The following is a 17,077-nucleotide window of genomic DNA, read 5'->3' on the forward strand; positions in this document are numbered from 1 at the left end:
CTGAATCCATGCTTTGAGAATGCCGGCTATTTGCCTGGCCCGGGGATAACTGGACTGGGGAGTTGTCACCACTTCCTGGCCGTTTATTGTAACCTTGCCGCTCTTGAGGTCTTTGAAGCTGACAAAACCCAGATCGGTATGATTGCCGTAAGGATAGCCCTGATGGTAATCCACCACCGGGCAGAAGATTTCTTCATCCTTCACCGCGGTGTAGCGCAGCATCTCCTCATCCAGGATGGGAATGGGGATGCCCACCCCTACCGCCAGTGTGGGTCCATAGCCCAGATAACTCAGACCTACCAACCAGTGGGGATCCATCTGTTTCAGATCCCCTATCAGGGAGAGGGTCCCGGCCGTGGCCATGGGTACGCCATTTTCCCCCCGGGGCACATTGGGATGGTGCTGGGTGCCATTCCAGGCCACATAGCCTACACCGCCGCCCAGGAAGATGCGGGTGCCGATACCGGTGGTTCTATAATGGGGATCATTGAACAAGGGGCTTAATTGGCCGGCGGTCGAGTAAGCCGCATTGCCCAGGCGGGGTTTAAGAACCCCCATATAGGTATATATGTTTTTATCCCCCAGATTCACCGCACAGTTATAATTCTGATAAGCGTTGCGGGGGTTGAACATGAAAGCTTCATTAACATCAGCCAGGGTGATTACCGTGTCCACCTTTTTGTTAGGGTAGCAATCGGTGCCGTAGGAAATAGCCTCCAGACGGATTTCTTTTCCCGCCACCAGGTCATGGATGACATGGCCCCCGCCATACATAAAGCGCCCGGGGTATACTTTATTCTCCGGGTCATTGTCGGCCACCTGGGTCGCGCCCAGATAGGCGTCAACGGCGGCAATGCCTCCGTAAGCCTCCACCCCGTTCAGCCACACTTTCTGCATGCGTATGCGCGGTTTGGAATGGCCGAAATTGATAAATACCCCCGATGAGCACATGGGGCCAAAGGTTCCAGTGGTAACCACATCGATTTCCTGAGCTGCTTTAGCATAGCCTTTTTCCGCTACCACATCGATGACTTCTTCAGCGGTTACAACCACCGCTTCTCCCCGGCGAATTTTTTCGTTGATTTCCTCATAAGTCTTCTTGCAGGTCATAGCTCCTCCCCCTTAGTTTATATCAACCAGCCCATTGGCAACCGCGATTGCCTGGCGGGCGTCCGCTGCAAATCCATCAGCGCCGATCAAATCGGCATATTCCCTGGTCAAAACCGCGCCTCCCACCATCACTTTACAGCTCAGCCGCCGTTCTTTGACCCCGGCGATGACCTCGGCCATGCGCGGCATAGTGGTAGTCATCAAAGCGCTCAGCCCGATGATAGCCGCCTTTTGCTGCTCAGCCTCAGCCAATATCCTGGCGGAGGGAACGTCCTTGCCCAGATCGATCACCTTAAATCCATAGTTCTCCAGCATGATGCCCACAATATTTTTGCCGATATCGTGGATATCGCCTTCGACCGTGGCCAATACCACCGTGCTCCGGGATGCCAACACCTCATCTTTTAACAGCGGTTTTAAATAAGTAAAGGCCTTTTTCATGGTTTCCGCCGCCATCATCAACTGGGGCAGGAAATACACCTTCCGGTCGTAGCGCAGGCCGGCTTCCTCAATACCCGGAATGAGATCCTGGTTGACTACTTTCATGGCATCGTCTTTTTGCAGGGCTTCCTGCAGCAGCCCCATGATACTTTGCTGATCGCCCTCCAGAACTGCCCGGCCCAGCGGGCTCAATCCCTCCGGCTGCGCGGTATCGGCCTGTTGCGCCGCGGGAGCAGCCTGGAGCAACTCGGGTATATTGCATCGCTGGCATACTTGATGGCGGACCGGCTGTGACGGAGCCGTCCGGTTCTGAAAATGAGCAATGTAGGATTTGGCTCCCGGATCCTGATTCAAAAGCACTGCAGCCGCCCTGGTAACATCCCGCACTCTGTCATCGAACGGGTTCATTATCGGGAGATCCAGTCCCGCCGCCCAGGCCATGGCCAGGAAGGCGGAGGTCAGGATTTCCCGGGCTGGCAGGCCGTGGGAAACATTGCTCACCCCCAGGACCGTGCCCAGTCCCAGCTGGTTTTTAACCGCCGTCAGGGCTTTCAGAGTTTCCATCACCCGTGACTGTTCCGCTCCCGCAGTCGTCACCAGGCAGTCGATGTAGATATCTTCATCCCTCAAACCCAAAGCCCGGGCTTGCTGGTATATTCTTCCGGCCAGCTCCAGGCGTTCGTCAGCGTTAGCGGGAATGCCTTTTTCGTCCAGACACAGTCCTAAAACAGCCGCCCCGTATTTTTTGGCCAGGGGCAGTATAACATCTATTTGCTTATATTCAGCTGTGGTGGAGTTTATGAGGGGCCGGCCCACAAACTGCTTGAGCCCGGCCTCAATGGCTTCAGGATGGGTGGAGTCAATGGAGAGGGGCCGGTCCACCGCGGCCTGAATCTCCATAACCGCTTTGGCCATAGCCTCAGCCTCATCTATGCCTGGAACCCCCATATTGACATCCAGTATGGGAGCGCCGCTCTCCACCTGCCGGCGGGCTTCCTCTACCACCAGGTTCATGTGACCGTCTTTGATGTCTTGCGCCAGGCGCTTGCGGGCGGTGGGATTGATGCGTTCCCCGATAAAAGCCAATTCCTGGCTATGGCCGATCATCACCGTCCGGGAACGTGAGGCCAGCGCCCTGATTTTGGCGGCGGTTCTTTTAACCGGGGTCATTCCCCGCAGGGCCGCTGCCATAGCCTGGATGTGCTCCGGGGTAGTGCCGCAGCAGCCCCCGATTATGTTGGCCCCGGCCTGGCGCAAGCGCAGCGCCTGTTCAGCCATCTCATCAGGCGAATCGGGAAAGAACGTTTTCCCGTCAACCAATACCGGTAGCCCGGCATTGGGCTCGACCGAAAGAAAAATATCGCTTAAGCGCCCCATCTCCGCAATCACCGGCAAAAGGTCTTGGGCTCCGCCGGAGCAGTTGGCTCCTATGGCCAGCGGCCTTAAGGCCTCCAGGATGATCAGGGCGGTCTTCGCATCGGTGCCCATCATGGTGCGCCCTCCGCTTTCAAAGCTCATATGGGCAATAACCGGCAGCCCCGAGCAGCTTTGGGCTGCAATCACCGCAGCGCGCATCTCGCCTATATCAGTCATGGTTTCAATCGAAATCAGGTCGGCTCCGGCCTTTTCACAGGCCGTGATCTGCTGGGCATAAACCCGGTACAGATCATCGAAATCAAGCGTCCCCATCGGCTTCAACAGCTTGCCGGCAGGGCCGATGGAGGCTGCCACCAGGGCCTTGCCGGCACTGGCCCGCTTGGCTATACGAACCGCCTCAAGGTTTAATTCCTCCACCCGGTCTTCTAATCCGTAAGCCTGCAGTTTGTAGTAATTGGCGCCAAAACTGTTGGTTTCAATGATGTCAGCCCCGGCTTGCACATATTGATAATGGATATCCGCCAGGATCTCGGGATGCTGGACCCCGAACAGTTCAGGACACATGCCCGGCTGCATTCCGTGCCTCTGCAACATGGTGCCCATAGCCCCATCCATTATTAAACATCTCTCTTTTAATCTTGCAGACACATCCAACGCAGCCATAACAAATTCCTCCCTCAATTTATATTTGAATCAAAAGCGCTTCCAATTAAAAAACCCTCTATAAGGAGAGGGCCGTTTATGCTCTCTCATCTTTCAGGAGTATGCCTCCTGCAGGATTTGGCACCATACCTCCCCCTGGAGGCGGTTGCCGGGTTTCATCGGGCCCGTCCCTCAACCACTCTTGATAAGATTTGAGTATTATTCAATTGCTTTGCAACCGACTGCTTATTCCTTGCTTTTCTCTACGGCTTCTTCAGGAGTGGCTTTACTCTCCTGAATCGGCTGGCTCTCCGCTTTAGGCGGCCTGGCCGGTTCTTCAACTGAATTGATGGCTTCATCAAATTCCTTTTTTATCCCGGTAGTGGCTTTCTTGAACTCCCGGGTGGCTTTACCCAGGGATTTGGCTACCTCGGGAAGCTTGCCCGGGCCTACCACGATCAAAGCTACTACCAAAATAAGTATTAGTTCCCAGGGACCGATGTTAAACATCAATACACCTCTAATCTGCCTAAATCCATGTTACACCGCTACTCGTCTCAGTACATTTTACTTGTCTTTGTTCAGCTTGGCAATCCTTTTCGCACGGTGCGCTTTGGGCAATATCTGCTTATTTAAGCGCTGCTGACACCATTTGCTGGCCCTATTGGGAGGTCAAGCCATACAATAAAAAATCAGGTCGATGAACCCCCGACCCGATTTTCAACAGTTTCATTTAATTGCTTGATCCGGTCCTACCGTATTTCCGTAGGAACCACGGCATCCACGATTCCGATTACCAGCGCGGCCAGGAGAGCGCCCAGTACTGACACTGACAACCAGTTGGGAATTATGAACTGGGCCACATAGATAACTATGGCCGCAGTGATAAATCCTACCAGGCCTCTGGAACGCGGTGAAACCTTGTCACCCAATACAGACTCTACAATGTAGCCTATAATTGCTATAACAATGGCCGCAATTAGTGCTCCAGTAAAGCCTGCCACTTTGATACCCGGCAATAGATAAGCAACCAACATTAAAACAATCGCAGAAACAATGAAGCGTACGATAGTGCCTATCCAATTCCCTTTCATGCTTTATCCTCCTTTTATTTAAAAATTAAGAGCTTTTGTTCTAATATATAATTCCCCTGCCTGAAACGAAAATATGCAGAATTATCATAATCACAATATGCTTGCATTCGGTTCAAATTAAGTCAAAAATATAACTATGTAAAATCCAGGGTAGAGGAGTTATGGCGGTGTCCAAATCTAAAGTAAAAGAACGCCGGGCATTAAAAGAAGAAAAAAAAGCAGAGATAAAGAAAAAGGAGCCTCTCAAGACCCCCTTCAAGGAACGCCACGCCCACATTTTTAAATATTTCTGGGCAATTTGGTTTATTGGTATAGGGGTGATTCTGGCCGTCGTTTTGATACAGTTATATCTCAGCGGGCAGCTCTCTATTCTTTTGCCCAAAGAGAGAACTTTTTAGCAATTTGTAAACGACGGCTGCAGATGAATCACCTATAGACATTCATAATTTTTTTGCGGCCAAATGCGTCACCTGGGCCGTGGCATTTATCAAATAGGGAGCTTCCGGTTGTTTGGGCATTGGCAAGGAATCATAGTACCGGCTCTTCATCCGCCTCACCACCCCGTCTATGGAACCTGCTTCCTCGTCGAGCAGCCGGTATATGGTATCTCTAAAACGCAAGGTCTCGTCGATGGAACGATCAAAAAAGGCCTTAACCTCTGCTCTGCCCACCACCGCTAAAAGGTGTCCCTGACAGAGCATCTCCACCGGCAGCGAAGCCAAACGCCGCAGCGAAGATAGATAAGCCTCGTAATCAGAGACAAATCCGCAGCTTAACTCCCCGGTTTGGCGTAATATCCCGGCCGTTTCTCCTACCATGAGTATTTTTTGATGGGGCAGATAATAACTCAAATGGTCGCGCGTATGTCCGGGAGTTGCCAGCGCCTCCACAGCAAAGCCTTTTCCCAGCTCCAGCACCTGGCCGTCGTCGATTTCGACGTCTACCGCAAAGCTCCGGAAAGGCCGGTCGGTTAATGGTAATCCCGCAAAATCAGGGGAAAGCCGCACTTCTTCCCCGGCCTCCTGGTTCAATTGCGCAATGAGTTTAAGGGCGTTGGGCCGTTTAAGGATCTGCACCGCCCGGGGTGAAGCTGCGATTTTCATATCCGGGAAGGCCTCTTTGAGGTAAGCCGCCGCGCCGCAATGATCCCAATGGGCATGAGTGAGAAAAAGCCACTGAGGCTGGCGCCGGCCAAGAACGGACCGCACTGCCTCCACATATATCCTGCCTGCGAAAGCCACCCCGCCCTCAAACAGGGCCGGGTGCGGCGCATCCCAAAGATAGGTGCGGTATTCGCTGGGTCCCAACGCATACAGCTTGTTCATTAAATGACCTGCTTCAGTCAATATCACTACATATCACCTCAGATTAAATCTAATCAGGTTTCCCGGCAACACTGCCGGGGTCATTTTCCCTTCTAATAATACCTCAAATTGAGAGGCCCGGATATGTATCATCCTTCTCATCGCAGACCGCTTTTTATCTACCCCAAGCAAGGCCTTACTGATGGAAAAAAGCAGTTATGTTATAATTTATAATAATAATGGCAATATCAGGTATCTGCCGGAACGGTCAGTAACCTGAACAAGCAGGCTGTTTTGTTTTTTTGAAGCTCGGCGTTTTATGCAAAATGACTTCAGGAAACCGGCGGGGAGGAGAGGCCTATGAGTAAATTGATTCTGGTTTCCAATCGTTTACCGGTAACGGTGCAGAGAAACGCAGCCGGTTTTGCGTTTCAAAACAGCATCGGCGGGCTTGCTACCGGTTTGAAGAATTATCACCAGCAAGCGGGCAGCGTGTGGGTCGGATGGCTGGGAATAACCGATGAAGATATGCCTTCCGGCGAAAAAGACCATGTACAAAAAAGGCTCCAAGAAGAATATCAGTGCCGGCCGGTTTTTTTATCCGATCAGGATATCAGCTTGTATTATCATGGCTTTTGCAACAAAACCATATGGCCGCTATTCCACTACTTCAAGAATAAAACCGAGTATGACCATGAAGCTTGGGAAGCTTACCAGAGCGTGAACCGAAAATTCTTGGAGAGCATGGAGCCGATTATCGAGGAAAACGATATTATCTGGGTGCATGATTATCATTTGATGCTGCTGCCCCAGATGATCAAAGAAAAATACCCCCAGTCGCAAGTGGGGTTTTTCCTGCACATTCCTTTTCCTTCCTTTGAAATCTTCAGATTGCTGATATGGCGGGAAGAAATACTGAGCGGCCTGTTGGGCGCGGATTTAATCGGATTTCACACTTACGACTATGTACGTCACTTCTTGAGCAGTGTGCGCAGACTGCTGGGTTCCGATCATAATTTCAATAAAATCAGTTATGAAGATCGATACGTGCAAGTAGACGCCTTCCCCATGGGCATCGATTATGATTATTTTGCCAGAGAATGCGACCCGGAAAAATTTCAGCAGGAGACCGGCGACATTATTGAAAATGTCAAAGGCAGCAAAATAATTTTATCGGTAGACCGGCTCGATTATAGCAAAGGCATTCCGGAACGCATCAAAGCTTATCGCAAATTCCTGCTCAAATATCCGCAGTATCGGGAAAAAATCAAGCTGTATCTGCTGGTAGCCCCTTCCCGGGAAGGGGTGGGCTCTTACGATGAGCTGTTGAAAGAAATAGAAGAATTGGTCAGCAAAATAAACGGCGAGTTTGGGACCTTCAGTTGGATGCCTATCTGGTTTTTCTTTCGTTCCTTCTCTCAAAACAGCCTGATTTATTTTTACAAACGGGCCGACGTGTTACTGGTAACGCCGCTGAGAGACGGCATGAATCTGGTGGCCAAAGAATATATCGCCTCCAGAACCGATTACAAAGGCATGCTGGTTATCAGTGAAACAGCCGGCGCGGCCAGCGAATTGGGAGAAGCGGTGATCGTCAACGCCAATGATTATGACGCCATTGCCTCGGGGATCAAAGCTGCGCTCGAGATGCCCGGGGATGAGGCTAGGACCAGAAATAAAAAAATGCATCAACGCTTAAAACGTTATAATGTAAACTTCTGGGCCAGTGAATTTTTGAACGCCTTGAATCATGTCATGGAAGACAACGGTCAGAGTGTTTCGGAGAATATCGAAAAAGACTTTTACAAAATAGAGCAAGCCTATCAAAGCGCGGGCAACAGAGTCCTTTTCTTGGATTACGACGGGACTTTGGTGGGGTTTAAGACCATTCCCGAACAGGCCGGGCCGGATCAGGAGCTCAAGCTGCTGCTGGCGGATTTGGCCAATGACCCGCAGAATACGGTGGTGATTGTTTCCGGCCGCGATAAAAACATTATGGAGGAATGGCTGGGGGATCTGAACTTGAATCTTTTAGCCTCCCACGGCTTGTGGATCCGGCGTTGCGATCAAAAAGAGTGGACCATGACCGTGTCTTTGGACAACGAATGGAAAGATTCGGTCCGTCATATACTGGAATTATATACCGACCGTATGCCCGGCTCCTTCATCGAGGAGAAAGAATATTCCCTGGCCTGGCATTACCGCCAATGTGATCCGGATATGAGCGCCATTAAGCTGAGCGAGATGAAAGAGGCCTTGCTGTCGCTGACCCAATCGACCACTCTGGGGCTTCAGGAAGGCAACAAAGTCCTGGAAATCAAAGACGGCCGGGTGAACAAAGGATATGTATCCTCGTTGTTTATTCAGCATAATAATTTTGATTTTATACTGGGGGCGGGAGACGATTATACCGATGAAGATCTGTTCGCGTCCCTTCCGCCGGATTCTTTCGCGATCAAAGTAGGCATCGGCAATACCAATGCCAACTATCATATCAAATCCTGGCAGTCTATGCGCGGGATTCTGAAAAAATTGGCCGCCATCAGCAATAAGGGTAAGGATGAGTAGAGATTTTATGAAGAATAAACCGGCTGTATACGAAGTTGGAAATTTCAATCTGGGACTCTATCATATGAAGCTCCACGAGGTTCTTTTTCATAACGCCAACGGATATATCGGCGTGCGCTACGACCTGGAGGAAGGATATCCGCCGGGATATGACGTTACCCCCAGTCAATACATCAACGGGTTTTACGATTACGCCAGAGTGCCGCAATCTGAAAAATTGTACGGACTGGTGGAAGAAAAACAAACCACTTTAAACATAGCCAACACGCAAACCATCAGGATAACTTTCGACGACGAAGAATTCAGCATGTTCAGGGGAACCATTCTGGACAGCCAGCTGAGCCTGGATATGGACCGGGGGATAACGGTGAGAAATGTCCGCTGGCTTTCACCCCGGGGAAAAGAACTCCGACTGACCGTTACCCGGATGGCTTCCTTTCACCAGCTCCCCCTGTTTACCATCGAATATGAAGTGGAGCCCTTGAATTTCTGCGCTAAAGCGGTCATCGAATCGGTGCATGACGGAACCGTTTTAAATTATGTTCATCCCTGCGATCCCCGCCTGGCCAACGAATGCATCCAGTATTTGATTCCGTTAAACTGCGAAATAAAAGAGGGCGCCTCTTATATCACCTCCCGAACTTCAAAATCAGGCCTGGAGGTTTGCAGTTGCGTAAAAAATCAGTTGTTTCAGGAGCACCAGCAAGAATTCATCATTGACAACCACGATGCCATCTGCCAATTTGTCACCCGGGCCCAACCGGGCCAAAAAATCAGGCTGATCAAATATGCGGTCTTCTGCGATTCGATTCGCTACCCCGATTGCCGGCGGCAGGCGGAAATAGAGATGAAACAGGCTTTGGCGGTTGATCTGGGAGAATTGTATAAAAAGCAAGCCGCCTATTTGAGCGAATACTGGAGCAATTGCGCGGTCGAAATCGACGGCGACGAGCCGTTGAATCACGCCATCCGTTTCAGCTTGTATCAATTGATCCAATCGGTAGGCAAGGATGAATACAGCAATATCGCCCCCAAAGGACTGAGCGGCGACGGCTATGAGGGGCAATACTTCTGGGATTCGGAAATATATATTCAACCTTTTTTCACCATCACCAATCCCGATATTTCCAAAAAGCTGATCACCTATCGTTATGCCACCCTGGATATGGCCCGGGAAAACGCCCGCATTTTGGGACATGAAAGCGGAGCGCTTTATCCCTGGCGAACCATCATGGGCCGGGAATGCTCCGGTTTTTTCCCGGCCGGTTCCGCCCAGTACCATATCAATGGGGATATTGCCTATGCGATCATCGCTTATTATCTGGCGACCAAAGACCTCATGTTTATGCGAGCGGTGGGCGCCGAGATTATTTGGGAAACCGCCCGTTTATGGCTGGAGGTGGGGAATTTCCACCAGGGCCGCTTCCATATCAACAGCGTGACCGGTCCCGACGAGTATACCTGCATCGTAAACAACAATTATTATACCAATGTGCTGGCCCAATATCATTTGCACTGGGCGGTCAAAATTTATCATCTGTTAAAAAGCAGCGGCGGTTTGAATGAACTGGAACAAAAAATACAAATAAGACCGCAAGAAATCGAGGCTTTTAAAAAAGCCGCCGACCATATGTATCTGCCCTATGATGAAAAGCTGAAAATCAATCCCCAGGACGACTCTTTTCTACAGAAGCAGTCCTGGGACCTCAAGGAGATTCCCCCGGATAAATTTCCTTTGCTGCTCAATTATCATCCCCTGTATTTATACCGTCACCAGGTATGCAAACAGGCCGATACGGTCCTGGCCCATTTTCTGCTGGAAGACGCCCAATCCGAGGAAACCATGCTTAATTCCCACCACTTTTATGAAAAAGTCACCACCCATGATTCCTCGCTTTCCCGGGGCATATTTGGCATCATGGCGGCTCGCCTGGGTATGACCGAGAAGGCCTTTGCCTATTTTAAGGATACCGCCCGCTTAGATCTGGACGACAAACACAATAATACCCAGGATGGCCTTCATATCGCCAATATGGGCAATAATTACATGGGCGTTGTTTATGGCTTCGGAGGCTTCCGGCTTAAAGAAAGCGGAATATTTCTGGCCCCGGTTTTGCCCCGGGCCTGGACGGCTTACCGCTTCAAAATATGCATTGAAGACAGCCGGATCATGGTGCACGTTAAAGAAAACGAATGTATTCTCACCCTGGAATGCGGCAGTGCCAAAAAGATATTCGTATACGGCCGGGAGTATCTTGTGGCGGACACCCTTACCGTTGCCCGCCCGGCAGTATGGCCAAGGGAGTCTTTTCATGAAGTATAAAGCGGTTATTTTCGACCTGGACGGGGTTATTTGCCACACCGACCGCTATCACTATCAGGCCTGGAAACAGATAGCCGATAAAATCGGGGCACATTTTGACGAAACCATCAATAACCGCCTGCGCGGGATCAGCCGCGCTGAAAGCCTGGAGATCATTCTGGAGTATTGCCCCCGCCGGCTTGGTCAGAAGGAGAAGGATCATTACCTCCAAAAAAAGAATGAACTCTATCTCAGTCTGCTGCAAAACATGTCGCCGGCCGACCTGGACCCCGAGGTGAAAGACACCATGGAGCGGATAAGAGACCGGGGGATTCTTATGGCCATAGGCTCCTCCAGCAAGAATGCCGCATACATCTTAAAACGGCTCGGACTGGAAAATTACTTTGACGCTGTAGCGGACGGCACCCACATCACCCGCTCCAAGCCTGACCCGGAAGTGTTTTTAAAAGCCAGCGCCGGTTTGGGTATTGACCCGCCGCAATGTTTGGTGGTTGAAGACGCCGAATCCGGCATCCGGGCGGCCCTGGCCGCCAACATGGACTGCGCCGCCATCGGCGATGGGACCCGATGCAATCTGGCCCGCTACCATCTGCAGCGTTTTGCGGATTTATTGCTGATCTTGAACGAGGGCGCTTGCCCCCCATCCCCCCGCGGTCATTAAGGCAATTAACGAATCAAGCGGCAGTAAAGTTCAGCGGAGACAGAAATTGATTATTTCGCATGCAATGATGGGAAATCCGCAAACCATTATTCCATCATACATTACCATAAAGTCGTCAAGAGAATTTCGCGATATGCCATTCATAATACCCTCCTTATATTCCGCATGCAAATTTACAGCAGGTCCTCTTCACCGTGTTTGCCGTCCTTGTAAACAGGCCCGGCAGTATGGACGATATGCTTCGCAGGCAGATTAAACCGTCTGTGATACGGTTTTCCCGGTTGGGTTGAAGGATAAATTTTTCTTGCAGATGTCTTATGCCCATGGATAAATATGGTAAACTGTTGCTAACCAGTTTATCCCATTTATCCGAACAACGAGGTCTTGAACATGCTTGCAAGTGTAAATACTTTGGTGCTGGCCGGCATTAACGCCTTGCCTGTCAAGGTTGAAGTGGACATTCACTCCGGACTGCCGGCTTTTGATGTGGTCGGCCTGGCGTCTGTGGCCATCAAGGAAGCTCGGGAAAGGGTGCGCGCCGCTGTGAAAAACTCGGGCTACGAGTTCCCTAACCGGCGCATTACCGTTAATCTGGCCCCTGCTGATTTAAAAAAAGAAGGCAGCCATTTTGATCTGGCCATTGCTATCGGCATTCTCTTAGCCTCATCACAGCTGAATACCTCCCCGCCCGACAACACTTACCTGGCCGGCGAACTCTCCTTGGACGGAACTCTGCGCCCCGTCCCCGGTATTCTTTCCATGTCGCTGAAACTCTCCCAGGATCCGGCCGGCAGCATATTTATGGTTCCCACAGCCAACAGCCTTGAAGCAGCCGTTACCGGAGGCATCACAATAATCCCGGTAACCAGCCTCAAACAGGCCGGGGAGTATCTGGAGGGCGACCGGACCATTACCCCTACCGCTACGGTAAGCCTGGACAATCTGGGGAGCCAGCGTGAAAGCCATGATTTTGCCGAGGTGCGCGGCCAGGAGACTGCCAAAAGAGCCCTCCTGACTGCGGCTGCCGGAATGCATAATGTCCTTATGATCGGCCCCCCGGGAGGCGGGAAGACCATGCTGGCGCGCCGCTTCCCCGGCATCCTGCCTCCCATGAGCCGCGATGAAATCCTGGAAACAACCCGTATTTATTCGGTGGCTAACCTGCTCAGCGCAGATCAGCCCCTCATATTGACCCGGCCGTTCAGGAGCCCTCATAAAAACGCCTCTTCGGCCAGCATAATCGGCGGGGGCAAGATCCCCCGGCCCGGAGAAATCAGCCTGGCGCTTAACGGGGTCTTGTTTCTGGATGAAATGCCAGAGTTCAACCGCGACGTCCTGGAAGCTTTGCGGCAGCCCCTGGAGGACCGCGCCGTCACCGTAGCCAGGGCCCAGGCCACTTACACCTATCCTGCCAGCTTTTGTTTGATCGCCTCTATGAATCCCTGCCAATGCGGCCTGTTAGGGTCAGACCTTGAATGCCGCTGCACCCCGCTGCAGGTGCAGCGTTATTTAAACCGGGTCAGCGGGCCATTATTGGATCGCATGGATATTCACCTGGAGGTGCCGCGCATACACTATGAAGATTTGACAGACAATTCCACAGGTTTGAGTACCGCCATGATGAGAGAGGCCATCGTCAGAGCCAGAGAGGTGCAGGCCGAGCGCTTCAACCATCTGCCCGGGATGCTCAACTCCAAGATGGGGCCCAAGGAGATAAAACAGTTTTGCCAGCTGGACGCCCGGGCCGATACCATGATGAAAATGGCCTTTAAGCACCTGCGTATGAGCGCCCGCGCTTACGACCGGGTCTTAAAGGTAGCCCGCACTATTGCGGATTTGGAGCAAAGCGAAAGGGTGCAGGCCCATCACCTGGCCGAGGCCATACAGTATCGCAGTCTGGATCGGAAATACTGGCGCCATTAAGCATTTGACTCCTCTGTAGCCGGCTGAAGAAAACACTTGGAGGAAGCCCCTCCGCCTGTATACAATAAGGTAACGGGTTCAGGCCAACTTGGATGGGGAAGGCCAGCAGGGGGGGATGGGACATGTCGGACAAATCAGGATCTTTTTGGAAGAATCACAAAGCCGCCATACTTTTCGGTTGTCTAACTTTGTTATTGGCGGCTATGCTTATTTATTTTCTGCTCAGTATGAATGCGGTGTTATAAAAAATACTGGCTTAATCCGGACTGCTATGTTATTATTTTAATAAGTTAAAATCGCATACAACTCCGAGCTTCCCAGTCTAAGGCAATGCTATGGCTGGTGGCCTGTGGGTGTAACTGGAAACGGTTATGCCTCCCCGTATTTTTGGAAAGGAGTTTATTATGCTGTGCTTAATCATGACAGGCGTATTTAGGTATGCTTGGATGTGGTTTGGTAATGCTTGCAAATGCCTGATTTTCAGGTCGTCTGCAGGTCAGGCATGGTAGCCATACCTTATACGGGTATGGTTTTTTTATTTGGTGAATAGCTCTTTTAGAGCTCTAACATATGATCCCATTCTTTTTGTTCCCGCTTTCAGCGGGAATATTTCTTTTTCTTTATACGCTTGGTCCTTGCCGGTTTATGACACCGTAATAAAGCTTGGTAATTCTACCGGATTGCCCGCCGCTCATCCCAGAAACTATCCCCGCCCAGCGGCTAAAGTATTGAAAGAGATCAATAAATAAAGAAGGCCGGGGCGAATATAATCATTACCCCGACCTTAAATGCCATAGAGGTTAATTGCTATTTTTCAATGCCCTCCCGGGCCGGTACTCCCTGTTGATAGTAATGCTTTACTTCTACCATCTGGGTCACCAGATCGGCCTCTTCGATGACGCGATCATGCGCTTTAGGGCCGCCGGTCAAGATTAATTCCATGCCATCGGGCTTGTTTTTAATGAGTTCCAGAATAGCCTCCACGGGAATCAGATTGAAATAGTTGGCGGTATTGATTTCGTCCAGGACAATAATATCATACTGCCCTGAGGCCATGGCCTTTTTAGCTTTTTCCAGCCCTTCACTGGCCAGGTCAACCGCTTCCTGCGGGGGCGGGTTGGTAAGTTTAATGAATCCCTTTTTCCCATACTGTTCAATAGTGATATATGGGCTCACCATCCTGGCGGACTCTAACTCGGCATACTCCCCGCCTTTCATGAATTGTCCCACATAAGTCTTCAAGCCCTTACCCATAGCTCTGAATGCCAATCCCAATGCTGCGGTGGTTTTGCCTTTGCAGTTACCGGTGTAGACCTGTACGTAGCCTTTCTTTAGCAATTCTTCGTTCATGAGATACCCCTCTCCTTATCATTATCTATTGGTCACTCGCATTGCTTCCAATAACCTTTGTATTTTAGATATAAGTTTCAAAATCCTGCTTTAGGAACAAAAACAATTTGTATAGAAATTAATTCTCCGGCCCGGATTGCTTTATTTGGGGATCCCCTTGCTGCCCTCCTAAAGTGACCAGATTGTCAAATAGTTCAGCTACAGTGATCATCCCGATGCCTCCGGGTACTGCGCTGGCAATCCTGGCCCGGGCGGCGGCCTCCGGGTGCACGTCTCCGTGTATAGTCCCGGAGTCATCAACATTGATGCCGGCGTCCATGATGATACAGCCGTCACTGACCATATCCGATGTTATGAAGTCGGCCTTTCCCACTGCGGCTACCACTATATCAGCCGCCCTGGTCTCCTGTTCCAGGCGCCGGGTCCGGGTATGACACAGGGTTACCGTGGCATCCTGGGCGGTCATCATCACCGCCAATGGACTGCCCACGATAGTACTGCGCCCCACTATTGTCACTTTTTTGCCGGTAAGATCAACCTGATTGGCTCTAAGCATGGTCATGATGGCCTTGGGTGTCGACGGACAGACTCCGGGTTCTTTGGCCAGCAGTTTGCCAAGGTTATAGTAATGCAAGCCTTCCACATCTTTGTGATAGTCGATAGTGTGCAGCAGGCTGTTGTCGTCTATGTGAGCCGGCAGGGGCTTCTGTATCATGATGCCGGTGATATCGGGATCATGGTTCAAGTCGATGATTATTTGCCGGGCCTCGGCCTGAGTGCAGTGCTCGTCAAGGTAGATGGTTTTTACCGGAATCCCCACCTCTTTGCCGAAATTGACCAGTCCATTGACATATGACTGCGAGGCCTTGTCATTTCCGATTTTTAATATTGCCATTTGCAGGGGCAATTGCATGGCTTGCTGTTTAATGCACTTTTTCATCTCTTCACGCAGTTCCTTACCATATACAAGCATGTGCTATCATCCTCTCCGCTCCTGTTGACGCATCTTTTTTAATCTGTTGATATCCTCCAAGAGTCCTTCGGCCGGTGTTTCCACGATCATCGGCAGATCGGCCCAGAAGGGGCGGGCAAACATCTCCCTAAACCCGCTGGCCCCGATAGAACCTGCTCCGATATGTGCATGTCGATCGCGGTGCGATCCCAGGGCTGACAGGCAATCATTGGCATGGATAAGCTTGATGCGCTCCCTGCCAAAGCTATTGTCGATCTCTTTAAGGAGGGCTTCTAATCCCGCCGGGCTGCTGCAGTCATAACCGGCAGCATAGGCGTGGCAGGTGTCAAAACAGATTCCGACCCGCTCACTTTGGTTGATCATCTTTAGTATTTCGTTTAATTCATTAAAATCCCTTCCCAATTCGGTCCCCTGCCCGGACATTGTTTCCAGGAGCACGGTTACCCGGCTTTCATCCCGGCCGAGGACCTGATTCAGTATCATGCCCACCCGTTCCAGGCCTTGCTCTGCTGAGCTCGTGGTATATGAACCGGGATGCATGACCAGATAATCAGCCCCGATTTGCGCGGAGCGCTCCAGGTCTTCCGCGATTATGCTTCGGGCCAGATCGTACAGGCCGGGATCTGCTGCCGCCGGATTGCAGATGTAAGTGACATGCACCGCCAGGGGGCGGATGCGGTGCTTTGCCAGAGCCGCTTTGAAGTAGGCCACTTCGCTGTCTTTTAATTGACGGGCTTTGCTGCCGCGGGGATTGCGCAGGAAGATCTGCAGGCATTCCAGATTCATTGCCACGGCTTCGTCGGCGGTGTGTTTTAAGCCCTTGCCGATTCCCAGGTGAGCCCCGATCGAAGACATTGTTTTCACTCCTTGTTTTCAACTTAGTATTTACGGCATCACAGCCCTTAAACCGTTCAGCCCCTGTGGTTTAAGGTTTAGATCTGCCATGGTTTTGTCAAAAGGCGTTTTGAATGTGATTGATGGCGGGTGATGACTCTATAAGTATAGCGATCACATCGAAGCGGATGTTTCGGCAGGGTCTGTTCAAACCGGCCAGGTAACACAAAGCGGTTTTTTTAATATGCTCTTTTTTACGGCGGGTGACAGCCTCCTCAGGGGAGCCGTAGCTGGTGCAGCGCCGTGTTTTGACTTCGACAAAGACCAGCTCACCGCGGTCGGAGCAGATAATATCGACTTCCCCGTAGGGGGTGCGATAATTGCGTTCCACGATGCAATAGCCCTTTTTCTCCAGGTATTTTACGGCCAGATCTTCACCCATTTTTCCCAGAGGATTTGCCATAATAGTCACCACCG

At 51.0% G+C, this 17,077-nt stretch carries 14 protein-coding genes and 2 riboswitches; of the genes, 5 read left to right on the forward strand and 9 right to left on the reverse strand.

Annotated elements, in window-relative coordinates:
• The 4 genes from B2633_RS14515 to B2633_RS14530 all read right to left on the reverse strand — a co-directional run.
• Positions 1-1,110: homocysteine biosynthesis protein (locus B2633_RS14515; RefSeq protein WP_483171446.1), on the reverse strand; the 1,110-nt coding region annotated here is incomplete at its 3' end.
• A gap of 12 nt (positions 1,111-1,122) precedes the next feature.
• Positions 1,123-3,591, reverse strand: a complete 2,469-nt coding sequence (locus tag B2633_RS14520; protein ID WP_483171447.1) for a homocysteine S-methyltransferase family protein — start codon at positions 3,589-3,591, stop codon at positions 1,123-1,125.
• 83 nt (positions 3,592-3,674) lie between these two features.
• Positions 3,675-3,782, reverse strand: a riboswitch (SAM riboswitch).
• Positions 3,783-3,816: 34 nt separating this feature from the next.
• On the reverse strand, positions 3,817-4,080 hold the full coding sequence (tatB, locus tag B2633_RS14525) for a Sec-independent protein translocase protein TatB (protein ID WP_483171448.1): 264 nt from the start codon (positions 4,078-4,080) through the stop codon (positions 3,817-3,819).
• Between the two features lie 242 nt (positions 4,081-4,322).
• Complete coding sequence (locus tag B2633_RS14530; protein WP_483171449.1) at positions 4,323-4,664, reverse strand: phage holin family protein; 342 nt, start codon at positions 4,662-4,664, stop codon at positions 4,323-4,325.
• A 167-nt stretch (positions 4,665-4,831) separates the two neighbouring features.
• On the opposite strand from B2633_RS14530, the gene B2633_RS14535 reads away from it, so the two are divergent.
• A complete protein-coding gene (locus tag B2633_RS14535; protein ID WP_483171450.1) occupies positions 4,832-5,062 on the forward strand; it encodes a hypothetical protein in 231 nt (76 codons plus the stop codon).
• A gap of 42 nt (positions 5,063-5,104) precedes the next feature.
• Here B2633_RS14535 and B2633_RS14540 read toward each other — a convergent pair whose 3' ends face one another.
• Positions 5,105-5,989: an MBL fold metallo-hydrolase gene (locus tag B2633_RS14540; RefSeq protein ID WP_483171451.1), complete on the reverse strand. Its 885-nt coding sequence runs from the start codon at positions 5,987-5,989 to the stop codon at positions 5,105-5,107.
• A 339-nt stretch (positions 5,990-6,328) separates the two neighbouring features.
• Between B2633_RS14540 and B2633_RS14545 the strand changes: the two genes are divergently transcribed.
• From B2633_RS14545 to B2633_RS14560, 4 genes are all read left to right on the forward strand, one after another.
• Positions 6,329-8,536, forward strand: coding sequence for a bifunctional alpha,alpha-trehalose-phosphate synthase (UDP-forming)/trehalose-phosphatase (locus B2633_RS14545; RefSeq protein WP_483171452.1), 2,208 nt, complete (start codon positions 6,329-6,331; stop codon positions 8,534-8,536).
• Positions 8,529-10,859, forward strand: a complete 2,331-nt coding sequence (locus tag B2633_RS14550) for a glycoside hydrolase family 65 protein (RefSeq protein ID WP_483171453.1) — start codon at positions 8,529-8,531, stop codon at positions 10,857-10,859. Before B2633_RS14545 ends, B2633_RS14550 begins: the two co-directional genes overlap by 8 nt.
• Positions 10,849-11,520: a beta-phosphoglucomutase gene (pgmB, locus tag B2633_RS14555; RefSeq protein ID WP_483171454.1), complete on the forward strand. Its 672-nt coding sequence runs from the start codon at positions 10,849-10,851 to the stop codon at positions 11,518-11,520. The genes B2633_RS14550 and pgmB overlap by 11 nt, the downstream gene beginning before the upstream one ends.
• Before the next feature lie 390 nt (positions 11,521-11,910).
• Entirely contained in the window at positions 11,911-13,443 is a 1,533-nt protein-coding gene (locus tag B2633_RS14560) for a YifB family Mg chelatase-like AAA ATPase (RefSeq protein WP_483171455.1), read from the forward strand.
• 294 nt (positions 13,444-13,737) lie between these two features.
• A riboswitch (molybdenum cofactor riboswitch) is annotated at positions 13,738-13,857 on the forward strand.
• A gap of 393 nt (positions 13,858-14,250) precedes the next feature.
• Here B2633_RS14560 and B2633_RS14565 read toward each other — a convergent pair.
• From B2633_RS14565 to B2633_RS14580, 4 genes are all read right to left on the reverse strand, one after another.
• Positions 14,251-14,793: a cob(I)yrinic acid a,c-diamide adenosyltransferase gene (locus tag B2633_RS14565; RefSeq protein ID WP_483171456.1), complete on the reverse strand. Its 543-nt coding sequence runs from the start codon at positions 14,791-14,793 to the stop codon at positions 14,251-14,253.
• Between the two features lie 118 nt (positions 14,794-14,911).
• Positions 14,912-15,766 (reverse strand): bifunctional 5,10-methylenetetrahydrofolate dehydrogenase/5,10-methenyltetrahydrofolate cyclohydrolase, encoded by an 855-nt coding sequence (locus B2633_RS14570; RefSeq protein ID WP_483171457.1) that lies wholly within the window; start codon positions 15,764-15,766, stop codon positions 14,912-14,914.
• A 6-nt stretch (positions 15,767-15,772) separates the two neighbouring features.
• Positions 15,773-16,621 carry a deoxyribonuclease IV gene (locus tag B2633_RS14575; protein ID WP_483171458.1) on the reverse strand — a complete coding sequence of 283 codons (849 nt, stop codon included), beginning with the start codon at positions 16,619-16,621 and terminating at the stop codon, positions 15,773-15,775.
• Positions 16,622-16,718: 97 nt separating this feature from the next.
• Positions 16,719-17,063, reverse strand: a complete 345-nt coding sequence (locus B2633_RS14580) for a YraN family protein (RefSeq protein WP_483171459.1) — start codon at positions 17,061-17,063, stop codon at positions 16,719-16,721.
• Positions 17,064-17,077: the final 14 nt, after the last annotated feature.

The sequence above is a fragment of the Syntrophomonas sp. UBA1041 genome (assembly GCF_002316705.1).
Lineage (GTDB): Bacteria > Bacillota > Syntrophomonadia > Syntrophomonadales > Syntrophomonadaceae > DTU019.

What these genes read in the sequence shown, in the direction of transcription:
- B2633_RS14530 (WP_483171449.1), bottom strand. Translation starts at nt 4,664, where the DNA reads ATGAAAGGGAATTGGATAGGCACTATCGTACGCTTCATTGTTTCTGCG.
- B2633_RS14550 (WP_483171453.1), top strand. Translation starts at nt 8,529, where the DNA reads ATGAGTAGAGATTTTATGAAGAATAAACCGGCTGTATACGAAGTTGGA.
- B2633_RS14540 (WP_483171451.1), bottom strand. Translation starts at nt 5,989, where the DNA reads ATGAACAAGCTGTATGCGTTGGGACCCAGCGAATACCGCACCTATCTT.
- pgmB (WP_483171454.1), top strand. Translation starts at nt 10,849, where the DNA reads ATGAAGTATAAAGCGGTTATTTTCGACCTGGACGGGGTTATTTGCCAC.
- B2633_RS14545 (WP_483171452.1), top strand. Translation starts at nt 6,329, where the DNA reads ATGAGTAAATTGATTCTGGTTTCCAATCGTTTACCGGTAACGGTGCAG.
- B2633_RS14575 (WP_483171458.1), bottom strand. Translation starts at nt 16,621, where the DNA reads ATGTCTTCGATCGGGGCTCACCTGGGAATCGGCAAGGGCTTAAAACAC.
- B2633_RS14560 (WP_483171455.1), top strand. Translation starts at nt 11,911, where the DNA reads ATGCTTGCAAGTGTAAATACTTTGGTGCTGGCCGGCATTAACGCCTTG.
- B2633_RS14580 (WP_483171459.1), bottom strand. Translation starts at nt 17,063, where the DNA reads ATGGCAAATCCTCTGGGAAAAATGGGTGAAGATCTGGCCGTAAAATAC.
- B2633_RS14565 (WP_483171456.1), bottom strand. Translation starts at nt 14,793, where the DNA reads ATGAACGAAGAATTGCTAAAGAAAGGCTACGTACAGGTCTACACCGGT.
- tatB (WP_483171448.1), bottom strand. Translation starts at nt 4,080, where the DNA reads ATGTTTAACATCGGTCCCTGGGAACTAATACTTATTTTGGTAGTAGCT.
- B2633_RS14520 (WP_483171447.1), bottom strand. Translation starts at nt 3,591, where the DNA reads ATGGCTGCGTTGGATGTGTCTGCAAGATTAAAAGAGAGATGTTTAATA.
- B2633_RS14570 (WP_483171457.1), bottom strand. Translation starts at nt 15,766, where the DNA reads ATGCTTGTATATGGTAAGGAACTGCGTGAAGAGATGAAAAAGTGCATT.